Raw genomic sequence first — 16,559 nt, forward strand, 5'->3', positions numbered from 1 at the left:
GCCGTCGTCGTGTGTGCGTCCTGGATCTCCCGCGCCCAATCGTCCAAATTGTCTGATGTCTATATCGGGTAATCTCACGGGGCCTGTTCCCCTACCCAGGGTTTTCGAGTTACGGTCGTATATCGGCAGGCGCTTAACCATATGGTTATTCGGCGGTGATCTAACAAATATCGTGGGCGGTCAGGTCGCGTATGCGGCGCGGGCAGGCGGTTCACGTGTGAGGATGGGGCTTATGTCGCACGGCAGTGGCACGGACTTCTTCAGCAACCTCGGTGACGCGGGGCACGCCGACCGGGGTTTCGAACAGGCCCTGCGAGGCTACGACAAGAGGCAGGTCGATCGATACCTGTCTACAATGGATACAGAATTGGCCTCGTTGGCGGCGCAGAAGGCTGAAGCGCTGACCCAAGTCGATCGACTCGTGTTGCAGGTGCAGCAACTGCAGGCGCAGATTCAGGACGTCCGACGGCGGGCGGCCGTCGGAGACAAGGCGTCCTTCCAGCACCTGGGCGCCCGAGTCGAGCACATCCTGACGCTGGCGGAAGAGGAAGCTGGCGCCATCAAGTCGCGGGCTCGTGAGGAAGTCGACCACGAACGCGCCGAAGCCGAACGCATCCGGCACGAAGTGCAGGTCGAGACCGAGGCCGCACGCAAGGACTTCGAGACGGCACTCGCCGCTCGCCGCGCCGCCGCGGAGAAGGCGGAGGCCGACCGCCGCCACATCGTCGACGCCGAGATGAACAAGCGCGCGCAGCAAGCGCAGGCGATGGTCAACGAGGCGACCGAACGTGCGACGCAGATCGAGGCCACCGCCGAGGAGGCCGCGCAGACGACCCGCGCCGCCGCCGACGAGCAGGCCCGTCAACTGATGGCGCATGTTGAGCGGCTGCGCGCCGAAGCGCACCAGACCAAGCAGGAATCGGAGATCGCCGCCGAGCAGACCCGGCAGGCCTCGACCGCGCAGGCGGGCGACCTGATCGCGAAGGCGAACGCCGAGGCCGAACGCCTCCGCACGGAAACCCAGCAGGCCACGGCCCAGTTGCGCGCGGAAGCCGAGACGGAGGCGCAGCGCCGCCTCGCCGAGGCTAACCAGGAAGCGCAGCGTTTGCGCACCACCGCCGCCGAGGAGGCCCAACGTCTTCGTGCCGAGACCGAGGCGAACGCGGCCCGGTACAAGCAGGAGACCGAGGAGATGGCCCTGGCGATCCGTGGCCAGGCCGAGAACGACGCCGCCCAGTTGCGTGCCGAGACCGAGGCCGAGACGCAGCGACTGCGTGCCGAGGCTCAGTCCAACAGTGACGCCGCCGCGCGACTGCGCACCGAGTCCGAGGCGACCGCCGCGAAGCTCGTCGCCGACGCCGAGGCGAGGGCCGCGCAGCTGACAGGCGACGCCGAGGCGACCACGACGAAGCTGATCGCCGACGCCCAGACCAAGGCCGCCGAGACGACTCGCACCGCGGACGAGGCCGCCGCACGTCTGCGGACCGAATCGGAGACGGCCGCCGCGAAGCTCGTCACCGACGCCGAGGCGAGGGCCGCGCAGCTGACAGGCGACGCCGAGGCGAGGGCCGCGCAGCTGACAGGCGACGCCGAGGCGAAGGCCGCCAAGCTCACCGCTGACGCCGAGGCGAAGGCCGCCGAACTGACGCAGACCGCCCAGGCCAAGGCGAGTGAGCTCACCCGCACCAGCCAGGAGCACGCCAGCCGGGTCACCGGCGAAGCGGACGCCTACGCCGCCGACATCACGAGCAAGGCCGACGCCCGCATCGCCGAGTTGAGCCGGGACGCCGAGGAATCGTCGGCCAAGCGGATCGCCGAGGCGGAGACCACTGCGAACGGCACGGTCACCGACGCCGAGCAGCGCGCGAGCGAACTGGTCGCGGACGCGGAGAAGCGCGCGGCGGGTATCCGCAAGCGTGCCGACGAAGGCGCCCGCCAGGCATCGCAGACCGCGCGACGCGACGCGGAGGCGATCCTCGGAACGGCCAGGGCCCAGGCGAAGCGACTCGTCGCGAACGCCAAGCAGGGCAAAGCGGAGGAGCCACTCGCCGCCGAGTCGGTGCCGGTGACCCCGACGGCCGACGCCCGCGATGGCGGCGCCACGGCCGAGCCGACCGCCGCCGACGGNGGNGAAGGCGTCCCACGGAAACGGCGGAAAGAACGGGCCGAACAAGAACAACAACAAGGGCAAGAACAAGAACAAGCACCGTGGCGGTAACGGTGGGTCAGGAAACCCATCGCCCGACCAGACAGTGCACACTGGTTCCAACGCGGTCTGACGGCGGCCTGACCTGGCCGCCCGCTGACAGTATCGGAGCAGCCCATGTCCAAGCGACGCAAGCCGACCAAGCAGGAACCAGCTAAAAAGGACGTCGTAGTCGACCCGCCGTCGCTCGAATCTCGGTTCGGGCAGGCGGGTCGACCGTTCGCCAAGACCTCGTTCCACCACGGCCTGTACATGGGCATCGGGCTGCTCCTTGCGTACGTCCTGTTCCTGAGCCTCGACATCCTGATGCCGATGCTCATCGTCATCGCCATCTCGGGTTTCATCGCGATCGGGCTCAACCCGATGGTCGTCCGGTTGCAGCGCTGGGGACTCCCGCGCGGCGTTTCCGTCGCCGCCGTCTGCCTCGGCACCCTCCTCGTCCTCTGTGGAGGTGTGGTCTCGCTCGTTCCACCGATCATCGAGGAGGGCGTGGCCTTCGTCGAGGCCCTGCCTTCGCTCCTCGACAACCTCGGCCAACAGCGGTGGCTCGTCAACCTCGACAAACAGTTCGACATCCTCGGGCGTATCCAGGAAGCGGCGAAGGGACTCGACGCGACGACCGTCGTCGACGCGGCCGGAGGCGTCTTCAGCGTCCTCGGCGTCGCCTTCGGCAGCGTGTTCAACGGCGTCATGATCGCGGTGTTGACGATCTACCTACTGGGCTCCTTCAACCGGCTCACCAGCGGGTTCTACCGGCTCCTCCCGGCACACCGCCGCACGCGGGCCAAGGCGCTCGGCGACGAGATCCTCACGAAGGTCGGCGGCTACACCGTCGGCGCGCTCGGCATCGCCGCCGCGGCCGGTTGCACGTCCTTCATCTTCATGCTGATCGCCGGGGTGCCGTACGCGTACGCTCTCGCGTTCGTCGTGGCCATCCTCGACCTGATCCCCCAGATCGGCGCGACGCTCGGGGCCGTCGTCGTCACGCTCGTCGGGCTGACCGTGTCGCTGTGGGTCGCGATCGCGTGCGCGATCTTCTTCGTCATCTACCAGCAGGTCGAGAACTGGGTGATCTATCCGACGATCATGCGGCGCTCCGTGAAGGTCTCGGACCTCGCGGCGATCCTCGGCCTGTTGCTCGGTGCCGCGCTGCTCGGCGTCGTCGGCGCACTGCTCGCCGTCCCGACGGTCGCGGCGATCCAACTCCTCGTGCGGGAGGTCTACATTCCTCGCCAGGACCAAGCCTGACGGTAACCGCATCGCCGGTGCGACCAGCGCCGACACTGACCCGGAGCACCCGGATACACACCCAACGAATTTCCATACGTCTTTGCTGGCGTGTCCGCCGCCGAGTGCATTAGGGTGCCCCTGGTGGGCCTGAATTCGGTAGTGAGCGGAGGTGAAGAATGCGCACAATCTCGACAGCGGGCGCGGTCCAACTGACGCGTTTACTGCATCGAGACTCTGTGGCCAACGTGTACGCCGGTTATCTCGCCGGCGCGGGCACTCCCGTCGTCGCGACGGTGGCTCACAGCCGAATCGACGGGTCCCGCCGCGAGGTCTTCCTCGACTGGGCGGCACGACTGACCCACCTGTCGGCGCACCCGCACATCGCGCCGATCGTCGCCATTGGACTTACCGAGCACGCGCGTCCCTATATCGCCGTGCACGCGACGCGAACCACGCTCGCCGACGAGCTCCGCGAAGGCGGCCCGCCCCCGGCCGGTCAAGTGCGCGCCCTCGGCGTCGCGCTGGCCGACACGCTCGCGACCATTCACTCGACCGGGCTCATCCACGGAGCGCTGCAACCCGCGACGGTCCTGTCCGGCACCGGCCGGAAGCTACTCGTGGCGGGATTCGACGCGACCGCGCCGGTCCTGGCGCACGTCCTGCCCGTGAGCGCCTACACGGCACCGGAGCACCTGGAGGCCAGCCAGGCCGGAACGATGTGCGCCTCCCCCGCCGCCGACGTCTACGACCTCGCGACCCTGCTGTACGCCGCGCTCGGCGGTCGGCTGCCGTGGTCGACCTCGCAGCGAGCGGACGTCGCCGATCCACTGTTGAGGGCCGCGCCCGTCTCGGACATCCCGGGCATCAACACCACGTTGACGGACGTGCTGGCGCAGGCGATGCGCGTCGATCCACACGAGCGGCCCGACGCGGCGGGGTTGCGCGATCTGCTGACCGCCGTCGACCTCGACGACGAACCCGCGCCGGGCGACCGTCCTCGCGCGGTGTCGGCGGACCTCGTCCCGCGTTCCGGTCCTCGACCGACACCGTTCCCCGGTGGCGCCGACATCGCCGTCACCGCACCGGAGAAGAAGCGGACGCTGCGCCGTTGGCATCCCGCCGCGACCGTCGTCACCGCGCTCATGCTGGGCATCAGCGCGATCGGCGGTGCCGGGTTGGCGACGTTCTTCGCGACCAGCGCGGACGCCGAGACCTGGTGTCCACAGGCGGAGGACATCGACGAGGCGATCGCGGACGAGTTCGAGGACGCGCGCGTCACCGGTCACCGCTGCGAGAACGGCTACGTCATCGTCAGCATCATTCCCGCCGACGCCGAACCCGACGCCGCCGACCGCGAGGTTCTCCTGACCATCGACGACGGCAGGTTGACCCATGCCGACGAGTGCGCCGCCGCCGTGCCGACCGCGATCCGTGGCACGTTCGACTGCGATTGACCGGATTCGGCGACGTCGCCACCCGTGAACGACGGCGACCGCACCGATCCGCCACCAGCGCGCCGACGACGCAGCACCGTTCCAGACGATCAATCGACCCCCGCGATACCCGTTGCGGGCCTTGAGATAGCGCTCGATAGCCGTGCCACGGCCAAGCGCGCACGCCGCCGAACGGCACACGATCGAGACGATGCTCTCGCAGTACATACCGGCCTCACCCCGAACGGCGATATACCCTCATAGGGTATTCAAGGGAGGAATCGAGATGACCGATATGGACCGACCCGAGGCGGTGGCCGCGATGCTGAGCGCCGCCGACGCGCACGGGATGACCGTGACCGTGCGCGAACGTCCTGCCGCGGACTCGCTACCGAAAGCCGCCGCGATCCTCGGCGTCACACCGGCCGACATCGCCAAGACGCTCGTCGTCAAACGCGCCATCGCGTCCTATGTGTTCGTCGTCATTCCCGGCGATCGCACGATCGCCTGGCCGAAACTGCGCGCCGCGCTCGGCGTCAATCGACTGTCACTGCCCGACGCGTCCGAGGCGTACGACGCGACCGGCTACGAACGCGGCACGATCACGCCGATCGGCAGCACCCACCCGTGGCCCGTCGTCGTCGACTCCACTTTGACTGGTCGGCGAGTCGCGATGGGCGCGGGAGCGCACGGGTTCAGCGCGTTCGTCGACGTCGACGAACTGGTGTCGGGCTACGACGGGACGGTCGCCGACGTCACGTAACGGTCGCGCTCCACGCGGGCACGTGACGGGGACTGCGCACGCCTCTCCGCCGCGTCGGCCGTTCGCGCCCGCGCGGCATAATCATGGCCTCGCCGTGTTCGGCGCGATCGCCCCAAGGGAAGGGACACACATGCGAAGTGGGCAGGTGCTCAGGGACCGATACCGCCTGGTCGAGCGCATCGCGGCCGGGGGCATGGGTGAGGTGTGGCGTGCCGAGGACCTGACCCTGCAACGCACGGTGGCGATCAAGGTCCTGCATGCGGCGTACGCCGACGACCAGGACTTTCGGCGCCGCTTCATCCGGGAGGCGCAGACACTCGCGGCGCTCAACGCGCAGGGCCTCGTCGACGTCTACGATGTGTGCGAGGAGCCCGGCGAGGACGGACACATCCGCTCGTACCTGGTGATGGAGCTCGTCGAGGGACACCCGGTCTCGCAGCCGATCGCGGAGGCGGGCAGACTCGCCGCGTCGACGACGATGGCGATCATCGCGCAGTCGGCGGCGGCGATCGCCGCGGCACACCGCGTCGGCGTGATTCACCGCGACATCAAGCCCGCCAACATCCTCGTCGACGCCGGCGGCGCGGTCACCGTCATCGACTTCGGCATCGCCCGGGCACCCGGGCACACGGCGTTGACGGCGACCGGTTCGGTGATGGGCACCGTCGAATACGCGTCCCCCGAGCAGTTGCGCGGGGAGGAGCTGACGGGCCTCGCCGACGTGTACGCGCTCGGCGTCGTCGCCTACGAGTGCCTGTCGGGTCGCCTGCCGTTTCCGGGGGATTCGGCGGCCGCCATCATCGCGGGCCACCTCCAGCATGAGCCGCCGCCGCTGCCAGAGGACGTTCCGGCGGACGTCGCCGCGGTGGTCCTCCGCGCGTTGAGCAAGGACCCGGCGGGGCGCTTCGCGTCCGCGGAACAGTTCGCGGACGCGTGTTTCGGGCTCGTCGGAACGGCCTCCCCGGCCGCGACGCGGCGGATGCTCATCGGTCACGCGTCGGTCTCACCGCCGCCCACGCCGGAGACGACGCCGATCGAGTACGTGGAGGAGGAGCCGCCGCGCGACCCGGACGTCGAACAGCGGCTGAGGAAGCGCACGATCATGACGATCGCCGCGACGCTCGGCGTCGTCGCGGTCATCGCGGGCGCGATCGGTCTGTTGTCGATCGACTGGCGTGGCGAATCCAAGGACCTCACCGACGGCGGGAGTGAGTCGCCCAGTGCGTCCCCGTCGCCGTCCCCGCAACCTCCGAGCGAACCCGAACCATCCACACTGGTCAACGCGAAGACCGGTGAGTGCGTGGCCATCGAGACCGTCTGGCTCTTCTCCACCAAGGTCGTCATGGCCGACTGCGAGGCGGGGCTGCCGTTCACCTTCGCCCCTCAGGCGGGCGAGGAGGACGCCTTCGCTCTCGGCTTCACCTATGACGACGACCCCGGCTGTCTGACCTGGAGCTACGGGGAAACGGACGTCACGACGGGCGACTGCGACGCCGACACGGCGTGGACCTTCGACTGGGTCGAGACCACCGACGAGGTCGACGTGTGGCAGATCCGCAGCGTCAACAACTCCAACTTCTGCCTGGCCGTCAACGGTGAACAGGTGCAGGCCCAGAACTGCACGGAAGGCGACGGTCAGCTCTGGCACACGGTGACCGCCGAGAAAGAGGACGCCACCGAATAGCGTCGACCTGGGGCTTCCCCCGCGGTCCCGGCGGTAACCTCCGGGTGTTGTCGGACACGGGGGTGGGTCATGGCGTTGCACGAGGTATCGACCGGACGGATCGACGAGGCGGCCGACGTCTACAGCACCGAACTGAGTCGGGAACCGTTGCCGCGCCATGCCATCCCCGACGGGGAGAGCGACCCCGTGGCCGCGTACTACCTGATCCGGGAGGACCTCGCGCTCGAGGGAAACTCCTCGCAGAACCTCGCGACGTTCTGTACGACGTGGAGCGACGACGAGACGCATCGCCTCATGGACGACAACCTCGACAAGAACCTCATCGACAAGGATGAGTATCCACAGACGACGGAGATCGAGTCGCGGTGCGTCCACATCCTCGCGGACCTGTGGCACGTCCCGACCGAGAGCGGCGCGATCGGCTGCTCGACGACGGGGTCGAGTGAGGCGTGCATGCTCGCGGGCATGGCATTGAAGACGCGCTGGCGACAAGCGCGCGAAGCGGCCGGGAAGTCGACGAACCGACCGAACCTGGTCGCGGGGCCGGTCCAGGTGTGCTGGGAGAAGTTCGCCCGCTACTTCGACGTCGAACTCCGTCAGATCCCGCTCGAACCCGACGCGACGGGTCTGCGCCCACATCAGCTGCGCGACTATGTCGACGAGAACACGATCGGTGTCGTGGCGATCCTCGGCGTGACATACACGTGCGCCTTCGAGCCGGTTGAGGCCATCGCCGCGGAGCTCGACGTGATCGCCTCCGACACGGGTCTGGACGTGCCGCTGCACGTCGACGCCGCGAGCGGGGGTTTCGTCGCGCCGTTCACGCAACCCGATCTGCGATGGGACTTCCGACTTCCGCGCGTCGCGTCGATCAACGCCTCGGGCCACAAGTACGGTCTCGCCCCTCTCGGCGTCGGCTGGGTCGTCTGGCGCGACAAATCGCTCCTGCCGGACGAACTCGTATTCACAGTTGACTATCTGGGCGGGCAGATGCCCACGTTCGCTCTGAACTTCTCGCGGCCCGGCGGCGAGGTCATCGCCCAGTACTACGCGTTCGTCCGACTCGGCCGCGAAGGCTTCACCAAGGTGCAGCAGGCGTGCGCCGAGACCGCCCAGTACCTCGCGCGTCGAATCTCCGAAATCGACGCGCTCGACGTCCTCTACGACGGCGACGGCGGACTCCCGGCGGTGTCGTACCGCCTGAACCCGGACATGTCCGGCTGGACGCTGTACGACCTGAGCGACCGCTTGCGAACGCGGGGCTGGCAGGTTCCGTCCTATCCGCTGCCGGCGAACCGCGGCGACGTGATCCAGCGCGTCCTCATCCGGCACGGCACCGGTCGCGACAAGATCATCCGGCTCATCGCCGACATCCGCGACGCGGTGGACGAACTCACCCGGCACGGAGGGACGGAGATCCCGGCGCACTCGGGTTTCCACCACTGACGCGACGCGGTTCACGCCGTCACCTTGGAACGGACCGACGCACGCGGGCTTGCGCGCCTTGGCTACGGTGCCGGGTGACGTTATCCCTCCCCTCGCCCCTGGGAGCCCCGTGCCTCGCCTACTCGTGTGCTGCCTGCTGTCACTGACGGTGCTCCTCTCCGCTCCCGGCACCGCCCACGCCGACGCCATTCGCGACGGACAGTGGATGCTCGACGCGCTCGATCTGGAGACCGCCCATACCCTGTCGACGGGTGAGGGCGTGACGATCGGCCTCGTCGACACGGGAGTCAACCCGGACCACCCGGACCTGGTGGGCAACGTCGACGCGGGCATGGCGACCTGGGACGACGGCCAAGACGGACTGATCGATGTGCACGGCCACGGAACGGCGATGGCGTCGTTGGCCGTCGGACACGGCAACGGCGAGGACAACGACAAGGGCGTGCTCGGCGCCGCCCCGGGAGCCCGCATCCTGTCCGCCGGCATCATGGACGCCGCGAACCTCGAGGAGGCCGAGGCCGGCGGCAGCTGGTTCGGCGACGCCGAGGTGGCGCCCGCCGTGCGGTGGCTCGCCGACAACGGCGCCGACATCATCCTCATGTCGATCAGCGGCGATTTCGGCCCGACCGTCGCCGAGGCGGTGCGCTACGCCGCTGTCGACAAGGACGTCCTCGTGGTCGCCTGCTCCGGGAACATCGATCCGCACGGCGAACGCGTCCGCGCGCCCGCCAACTACGACGAGGCCCTCGCGGTCGCGGGCACCGACAGCACCGGCGGCGCCTGGGACGGCGCGACGATCGGCCCCACCGTCGACCTCGCCGCACCCGCCGCCAACGTCGTCGTCGCCGACTACCAGGGCGGCTACGTCGACTACTACGGCACCTCCAACTCGGCAGCGATCGTCGCCGGAGTGGCGGCGCTCCTGCTGTCGCTGTGGCCGGACATGAGTCGCGAGGACCTGACGTGGCGGCTCACCCGCACCGCCGTCGACGCGGGCGAGCCCGGCCGAGACGACGCCTTCGGGCACGGCGTCATCGACCCGGTCGCGGCCCTCACGAAGGTGATCGAGCCTCCGACGGACCGCCCCGACGCCGACGTCAACCCCGCCCCGATCGGGCACCTGAAAGCCAACCCGTCGTCCTTGACGACGATCACGACACTCGTCGTCGGGGGCGGCGCGATGCTGGCCGTCGTCTGGACCGTGTTCATCGGCTTCACCCTCAACCGCCGCCGGACCCGGACGGCCGTGGCGAGCCCCGTCGTCTCGACGGGCCCACCGCCGTTCCAGCAGACCCCGCACTCACCGCCGTTTCCTCGCGAACGGCCGCCATCCGACTCGAACCTGTCGGGGCCACGCCACTGGCCCTAGAGGGACCGCCAACGCTTGGTCCCCAATGGATGGCAGTGGCGTCGGGCGTCGGTCCGGTAGGCTCGCTGTCCCCCCGCCCCATGAGGAGCCCCCGTGAACCTCGACGCGATCACCGACCTGTGGGACAAACTCACCGCCGTGCAGGCCGCCCCCGACGTCGCCATCGTCGCCGCGACCGCCATCGCGGCGCTCGCCGTGGTCTTCGTCAACACGACCTGGCGACTCGCGCGCAACGTCATCACGATCGCCCACGAAGGCGGCCACGCGCTCGTCGCGCTGATGTGCGGCCGCCGACTGCACGGCATCAGGCTGCACGGCGACACCTCCGGCGTCACCATCACGCAAGGCCAACGACGCGGCCTCGGCGCGACCCTCACCCTGCTCGCCGGTTACCTGTTCCCCGCGATCGTCGGCCTGTTCTCCGCGTGGCTCGTCTGGCAGGGACGCATCGTCGCCCTGCTGTGGGTGACGATCGTGCTGCTCGCGGCGATGGCGCTGTTCATCCGCAATCTGTACGGCGCCCTCGCGATCGTCGCGACGGGATTCGGCGTGTTCGCCGTCGCCTGGTGGGCCGCCCCCGACGTCCAGGCGATCATCACCTACGCGACGACCTGGTTCCTCCTCATCGGATCCGTCCGACCCGTCTGGGAGGTGTGGGCGCAACGAAGCCGACGCGGCGGCTCCGACCCCGAACAACTCGCCGAGATGACCAGAATCCCGGCCGTCATGTGGGTGCTCCTGTTCGCCGTCGTCAACGTCGGCTCCCTCGCGCTCGGAACCAGCATGCTCCTGCCGGACCTGTGGTAATCGGTTCAGCCGAACCCATCCCCGCCCACGACCCACTCACGCATACTCGACGTCACGTTCAGTGACGAGACCGGCCGTTGCTCGCGGTCGGCAATCGAGACGGGAGCGGGCATGTCCTGGCAGCAATTCGGCTTCATCGTCGGCTTCGCGTTCGTGGCCCTGTGGGCTCTCGCGGGGCCCGGCCCGGCGCTCGGCGCGTTGCTGCTCGGCGCGATCGGCCTCTACATCGGACGTGTGCTGGACGGCAAGGTCAACGTCGCGGCCCTCGTCGACCGTCTCGGTCAGGACGATCGGTCCCGTTGATTCAACCGATACCTTGGGAGGCAGGAACTATGGCGGATTCGGAAAGCACGGGCAAGGACAAGTCCAACACCCCGAAGGGGGCGTCCATGCCGCGCCCCGGCAACGTCGGCGGCCACGCCAGACTCAAGACCGACAACGGTCAGACGAGCATTTCCGGGGCCGTCGTCTCCAAGATCTCGGGCATGGCGGCCCGCGAGATCCCCGGCGTCCACTCGATGGGCTCGGGTTCGTCACGACGGATGGGCCAACTCCGCGCGCTCGTCCCCGGCTCGAACGAATCGCTCTCGCGAGGCGTCGCCGTCGAGGTCGGAGAGAAGGAGGCGGCAATCGACATGGACGTCGTGACCTGGTACGGGCAGAGCATCGTCGACGTGACCTCCGCCGTCCGCGACAACGTCATCGACCGCGTGGAAAGCATGACGGGCCTGCACGTGGTCGAGGTCAACATCAACGTCGACGACGTGTACGTCGAAGGCGACGATGAGCAGGAGTCACGCGTCCAGTGACCGATACACGGCAGGAATTCGCGAAGAGGGTGGCCACGGCGGCCCAGTCGGTGCCGGGCGTGACCCGGCTGTCGGCGCAGAGCCCGGTACGGATCAGGACGCCCTTCCCGGGTGGCGCAGTCGACGGCGTTCGAATCGAGCCCGATCGGGTCACCGTCGGCGTCGTGATCGACCGTTTCCCGCTCATAGACGTCGCCGACGCGGTACGCGAGGCCGTCACGACGACGGTCGACACACCAGGGACGGCGGTCCGGATCATCGTCGTCGACGTCGATCTCGACCGGTTGCCGAGCGCGGCGGGGTGAGGCGATGCGGACGGCCAATCGCATCGCGGCACTGTTCTTGGCGCTCGTCGTCGCCGCCGTCGGGGTGCTCATCGCGGTCGAGTCGGTCGGTCTGATCAGCGGACGGGTGCCGGTCCTCGTTCCGTGGGACCGCTGGTACGCCGCCGGTTCGGGTGTCACCGTCGGCGATACGGCGATCTTGGTCTCGGGGGTCGTCGCCGTCGCGGTCGGTCTCGTTATCCTCATCGGACAATTGCATCGATGGCGGCCGGTGCGCCTGCCGAGCACCACGGCGGGCTGGTTCATCAGGCGCCGTGAACTGGAGAAACGGCTCGTCACCTCGCTCAACGGCTTGGCGGGCGTCTCGCAGGCGACCGCGCGACTCTCGGGGCGGTGGCGACTGCGGGTGCATGTCGTCGCCGACGCGGAGCAGACGGGGGCCGTCGAACGGATGGCGTCGGCCGAACTCGACCGGGTCGGGGCCCCTCAGCAGCGCCGCGTGTCCGTCTCCACTCGGCGCCCGCGCCGCGTCGTGTGACTCGAAGGGGAACCCATGACCGACACCGGAAACCGAATACTGTGGACTATCGTTGGCGCCCTGCTCCTCGTGGTGGGAGCGCTCGCGGTGGTCGTGGCGACCGGAGTGTGGCCCCTGACGTCCACCGACGCCACGGTCCTACCGGAGACGGACACGGGAACATGGGCGGACGCGCCCGCGTGGGTGTTGGCGCTTCCCGTGGCGTTCGGGGTGCTCCTCGCGGTGCTCGGGTTGTGGTTGTTCGCGCGGGAGTTGTTGCCGCGCGGTGAATCCGGGATCGAGGATCAGACACTCGACGACGAGCCCGCGCGCGGGCGGACGAGGGTCGACAGTTCGGCGGTGGTCACGGCGTGGCAACGCGACATCGCGGCGGCACGGTCCATCGCCCGGGCACGGGCCCGGCTCACGGGTTCGCCACCCCGACCGAACGCGTGGCTGCGGATCGACCTGGCCCCGAGCGGCACCGTCGAACAGGCCCGGGAACACGTCGACGAGACCCTGGAACGGCTGGCGACGACGGCGAACTGGCGCCCGGGGCGACTCGACGTCACGATCCGCCCGGCTCGCGGCGACCAGCGGGTTCACTGACACCGCAACGAACACCGGTTGAAGCCACGCCTCGACCCATTGCCCGCCCCCGCCTCGCCGGAAGGGTCCCTTCAAACAGGTAACCACAGACCTTCGGCTTGGTGGGGCGGTGTATGCGCCGAAACCGCTCTGCGGCACCGGAAACGAAAGGCCCACCAAGCCGCAAAAGACGACCACCGCCCAGACGAAGGACCCCTCCCGACACGCGATGGTGAGGTTCCCCGGCTTGGTGGGTCTCCCCTCCTGCCCATCGTTCACGTTGCAGTCCCATACGCCGCCCCACCAAGCCGAAAAAGGCCACGTCCGGCCGGATGACCGCAGACTCCCCGCTCAGCAAGAGCGGTCCACCCAACCAAGTGACCGCAGGCCTTCGGCTTGGTGGGGCGGTGTACGTGTCGAAACCGCTCTGCGGCACCGGAAACGAAGACCCACCAAGCCGCAAAAGACGACCACCGCTTCAGGACTCGGTTCGACGCCCTCCCTCGAGACGACGCGTCGACATCACTGCTCGGAGAGCGCGGCCTTCGTGTAGGTGTCGATCTCGTCGGCCAGCCGGGCCTTCGTCGCGTCGTCGGCGAACGACGCGGTGACCGCGTTCTTCGCGAGTGCCGCGACACCGGGGGCGTCGAGGTCGAGCAGACGCGCCGCGATGAGGTACTCGTTGAGGAGATCGGTGCCGAACATCGGCGGGTCGTCACTGTTGACGGTGACGGTCACACCCGCCTCCATCATCGCCCGGATCGGGTGCTCGTCGAGGGTGGTGACGGCGCGGGTCGCGATGTTCGACGTGGGACAGACCTCGAGGGTGATGCCGTGGTTCGCGAGGTAGTCGAGCAGCCGCGGATCGGTGGCGGCGGAAGTACCGTGCCCGATCCGTTCCGCTCCGAGCAAGTTGATGGCGTCCCAGATCGTCTCCGGCCCGGTCGTCTCACCCGCGTGCGGAACGCTGCGAAGCCCCGCCGCACGGGCGCGGTCGAAGTACGGCTTGAACTGCGGGCGGGGCACGCCGATCTCCGGGCCGCCGAGGCCGAAGCTGACGAGGCCTTCGGGGCGCAGTTCGCAGGCCATCCGCGCGGTCTCGGCGGCCGCCTCGAGCCCGGACTCGCCGGGGATGTCGAAGCACCACCGCAGGACGACGCCGAGTTCGCGCTCGGCGCGGACGCGCGCGTCCTCGATCGCCTCCATGAACGCGACGTCGGGGATGCCGCGCCGGGTCGAACTGAACGGGGTGATCGTCAGTTCGGCGTATCGGATGTTCTGTCGCGCCATGTCGCGCGCGATCTCGTACGTGAGCAGGCGGACGTCCTCGGCGTCGCGAATGAGGTCGACGACGGACAGGTAGACGTCGATAAAGTGCGCGAAGTCGCGGAAGGTGAAGTAGTCCGCGAGCGCGGCGGCGTCGGAGGGGACGGTCGTGTCGGAGTGCCGGGCGGCGAGCTCGGCGACGATCCGGGGTGACGCGGACCCGACGTGGTGGACGTGTAGCTCCGCTTTCGGCAATCCCGCGACGAACGCTGCCATATCGACCATGCCGACCCCTTTTCCGACCCGAACAACGAATTCGGGCCATCGTAGAGCGGGATCGGGCCGAGGGCAAGATGGGACGGCGGATCGTGGCGGGAATCGCGTCCGGTCGCCCGCCGGACTCGACGGGCGCGCCACGGGTGCCACCACCGTCTGCGGCGACCGTGGCCCGGTTCGGCGTGCGGCGCAGGTATCGCCGTCCACAATCGCGTCAATCGACCGGACCCGCGAGCGACTCGAGACAACATCCAGACATAGTGGATCGACACGAGTGAGCACACTCGATGACGATCGATCAGCCGAGGAACGCCCGTTCCACTTCCACAAGGGGCACAGTCGATCGGCCGGTCGTCAGCAACGTCGGATGGAGCGGGACGTGATGTCGGCGAGGGTGGCGCAGCCCGCCAGGCCCATCGTCAGGTCGAGTTCGGCGAGGATGTTTCGCATGGCCTCCGTCGCGCCCTCGGCGCCGGCGACCGCCATACCGTACACATAGGGTCGTCCAATGGCGACGGCCTTGGCGCCGAGAGCGAGCGCCGTGAACACGTCGGATCCGGTGCGTACGCCGCTGTCGAAGATGATCGGGACGCGTCCGTCGACGGCGGCGGCGACCTCGGGCAGGGCGTCGATCGCGGCGAAGGAGCCGTCGATCTGGCGTCCACCGTGGTTGGACACCTGGATGCCGTCGACGCCGCAGTCCACGGCCCGATGCGCGTCCTCGGTGTCCATGATTCCCTTAAGGATGATCGGAAGTTTGGTGCGCTCGCGAACGAAGGAGAGCTCGTCCCAGGTCAGCGACGACCGGGAGAAGACCTCGAGGAAGGTTTCGACGGCGGCGCGTGGCAGCGGGGATCGCAGGTTGTTCCAGAATCCGCCTGGATGCTTGCGGCTCATCGACAACAGCGACCGGATGGCCGCGAGGGTGGGGCGGCGTTTCGGCGCGTCGTCGCCACGTGCCGCGCGTTCCTCGACGAGTCGGGTGAACACCGGGTCCGATGTGTACTGGGCCAGCCCCTCGCCGCGCGCGAACGGAAGCGAACCGAGGTCGAGGTCGCGGGGCCGCCATCCGATCATGTGCGTGTCCAGGGTGATGACGATGGCGTCGCAGCCGGAGGTCTCCGCGCGTTGGACGAGACTCGTCACCAGATCGTCGTTGTTGCTCCAGTACAACTGAAACCACGCGGGCGAACCGTCCAATCGCGACGCACAGTCTTCGAGCGTGGTCGACGCCTGCGTCGAGATGACCATGGGCATGCCCAGTTCCCGCGCGGCGTCCGCGACCGCCAGGTCCGCGTCCCGGTGCGCCAACTCCAGGACCCCGACCGGGGAGAACAGCAACGGCGAATCGAGGCGGCGCCCGAACAGTTCGACGGAAAGGTCCCGGTCCTCGACGTCACGTAGCACGCGAGGGACGATCCGGTAGTCGCCGAACGCGCGTCGGTTCGCGTCGGCGGTCCGCTCCATGCCCGCCGAGCCCGCGACGTACGCGTACGCGCGGCGACTCATCGCACGCTTCGCTTTGCGCTCCAACAGGTCCGGGTCCACGGGCACCAGCGGTCGACGTCCGTACGTGCCATCGCGGAAGATCCGGGATTGGGCCTGACGGCCGAGACCATCGCGTCGTTCAGATTTCATCGGGCATCACCTTTCCACCGCGATCGTATTGACAACGACCACGCTACGGTTGTCCCCGCGAACACGATTCGGTTAAGAGGTTCAGACAGCAGGGGCTTTCAAGGCATGGAAGTTCCTGACCGAGATGTCGAGGCGAAGGCGCTTCCGCATCCCGGCGTCGGACGCGGAACGGGCTGACAACGAGGCCGGAAACGCGTCAGGTGCTTCCACAACCGATTCCCGCCCCACTGCCGGAGCCTCCCC

General features: G+C 68.7%; 14 protein-coding genes. 12 read left to right on the forward strand and 2 right to left on the reverse strand.

The features are described from left to right. The first annotated feature begins 2,323 nt into the window (after positions 1-2,323). From ACM9NP_RS14705 to ACM9NP_RS14760, 12 genes are all read left to right on the forward strand, one after another. Positions 2,324-3,454, forward strand: a complete 1,131-nt coding sequence (locus tag ACM9NP_RS14705) for an AI-2E family transporter (RefSeq protein WP_415647249.1) — start codon at positions 2,324-2,326, stop codon at positions 3,452-3,454. A gap of 158 nt (positions 3,455-3,612) precedes the next feature. After that, on the forward strand, positions 3,613-4,890 hold the full coding sequence (locus ACM9NP_RS14710) for a serine/threonine protein kinase (protein ID WP_415647250.1): 1,278 nt from the start codon (positions 3,613-3,615) through the stop codon (positions 4,888-4,890). Positions 4,891-5,155: 265 nt separating this feature from the next. Continuing rightward, the gene (locus tag ACM9NP_RS14715) at positions 5,156-5,632 is read left to right on the forward strand and encodes an aminoacyl-tRNA deacylase (protein WP_415647251.1); all 477 of its coding nucleotides are present in this window, start codon (positions 5,156-5,158) and stop codon (positions 5,630-5,632) included. Between the two features lie 130 nt (positions 5,633-5,762). Then, the gene (locus ACM9NP_RS14720; protein WP_415647252.1) at positions 5,763-7,316 is read left to right on the forward strand and encodes a serine/threonine protein kinase; all 1,554 of its coding nucleotides are present in this window, start codon (positions 5,763-5,765) and stop codon (positions 7,314-7,316) included. Between the two features lie 69 nt (positions 7,317-7,385). Beyond that, the gene (locus ACM9NP_RS14725; protein WP_415647253.1) at positions 7,386-8,762 is read left to right on the forward strand and encodes a glutamate decarboxylase; all 1,377 of its coding nucleotides are present in this window, start codon (positions 7,386-7,388) and stop codon (positions 8,760-8,762) included. A gap of 109 nt (positions 8,763-8,871) precedes the next feature. Beyond that, entirely contained in the window at positions 8,872-10,131 is a 1,260-nt protein-coding gene (locus ACM9NP_RS14730) for a S8 family serine peptidase (protein ID WP_415647254.1), read from the forward strand. A 93-nt stretch (positions 10,132-10,224) separates the two neighbouring features. Next, complete coding sequence (locus ACM9NP_RS14735) at positions 10,225-10,938, forward strand: M50 family metallopeptidase (RefSeq protein ID WP_415647255.1); 714 nt, start codon at positions 10,225-10,227, stop codon at positions 10,936-10,938. Positions 10,939-11,049: 111 nt separating this feature from the next. Beyond that, a complete protein-coding gene (locus tag ACM9NP_RS14740; RefSeq protein ID WP_415647256.1) occupies positions 11,050-11,241 on the forward strand; it encodes a hypothetical protein in 192 nt (63 codons plus the stop codon). 29 nt (positions 11,242-11,270) lie between these two features. Continuing rightward, positions 11,271-11,747: an Asp23/Gls24 family envelope stress response protein gene (locus ACM9NP_RS14745; RefSeq protein WP_415647257.1), complete on the forward strand. Its 477-nt coding sequence runs from the start codon at positions 11,271-11,273 to the stop codon at positions 11,745-11,747. Further along, a complete protein-coding gene (locus tag ACM9NP_RS14750) occupies positions 11,744-12,052 on the forward strand; it encodes a hypothetical protein (RefSeq protein WP_415647258.1) in 309 nt (102 codons plus the stop codon). Before ACM9NP_RS14745 ends, ACM9NP_RS14750 begins: the two co-directional genes overlap by 4 nt. 4 nt (positions 12,053-12,056) lie before the next feature. Continuing rightward, positions 12,057-12,569 (forward strand): hypothetical protein, encoded by a 513-nt coding sequence (locus ACM9NP_RS14755; RefSeq protein WP_415647259.1) that lies wholly within the window; start codon positions 12,057-12,059, stop codon positions 12,567-12,569. Positions 12,570-12,584: 15 nt separating this feature from the next. Then, a complete protein-coding gene (locus ACM9NP_RS14760; RefSeq protein WP_415647260.1) occupies positions 12,585-13,157 on the forward strand; it encodes a hypothetical protein in 573 nt (190 codons plus the stop codon). A gap of 501 nt (positions 13,158-13,658) precedes the next feature. On the opposite strand, the gene ACM9NP_RS14765 is transcribed toward ACM9NP_RS14760, so the two are convergent. Continuing rightward, entirely contained in the window at positions 13,659-14,687 is a 1,029-nt protein-coding gene (locus ACM9NP_RS14765) for an adenosine deaminase (RefSeq protein WP_415647261.1), read from the reverse strand. A 345-nt stretch (positions 14,688-15,032) separates the two neighbouring features. After that, positions 15,033-16,316, reverse strand: a complete 1,284-nt coding sequence (locus tag ACM9NP_RS14770; protein ID WP_415647262.1) for an alpha-hydroxy-acid oxidizing protein — start codon at positions 16,314-16,316, stop codon at positions 15,033-15,035. Positions 16,317-16,559: the final 243 nt, after the last annotated feature.

It is taken from the genome of Stackebrandtia soli, from assembly GCF_965137155.1.
GTDB classification, from domain to species: domain Bacteria; phylum Actinomycetota; class Actinomycetes; order Mycobacteriales; family Micromonosporaceae; genus Stackebrandtia; species Stackebrandtia soli.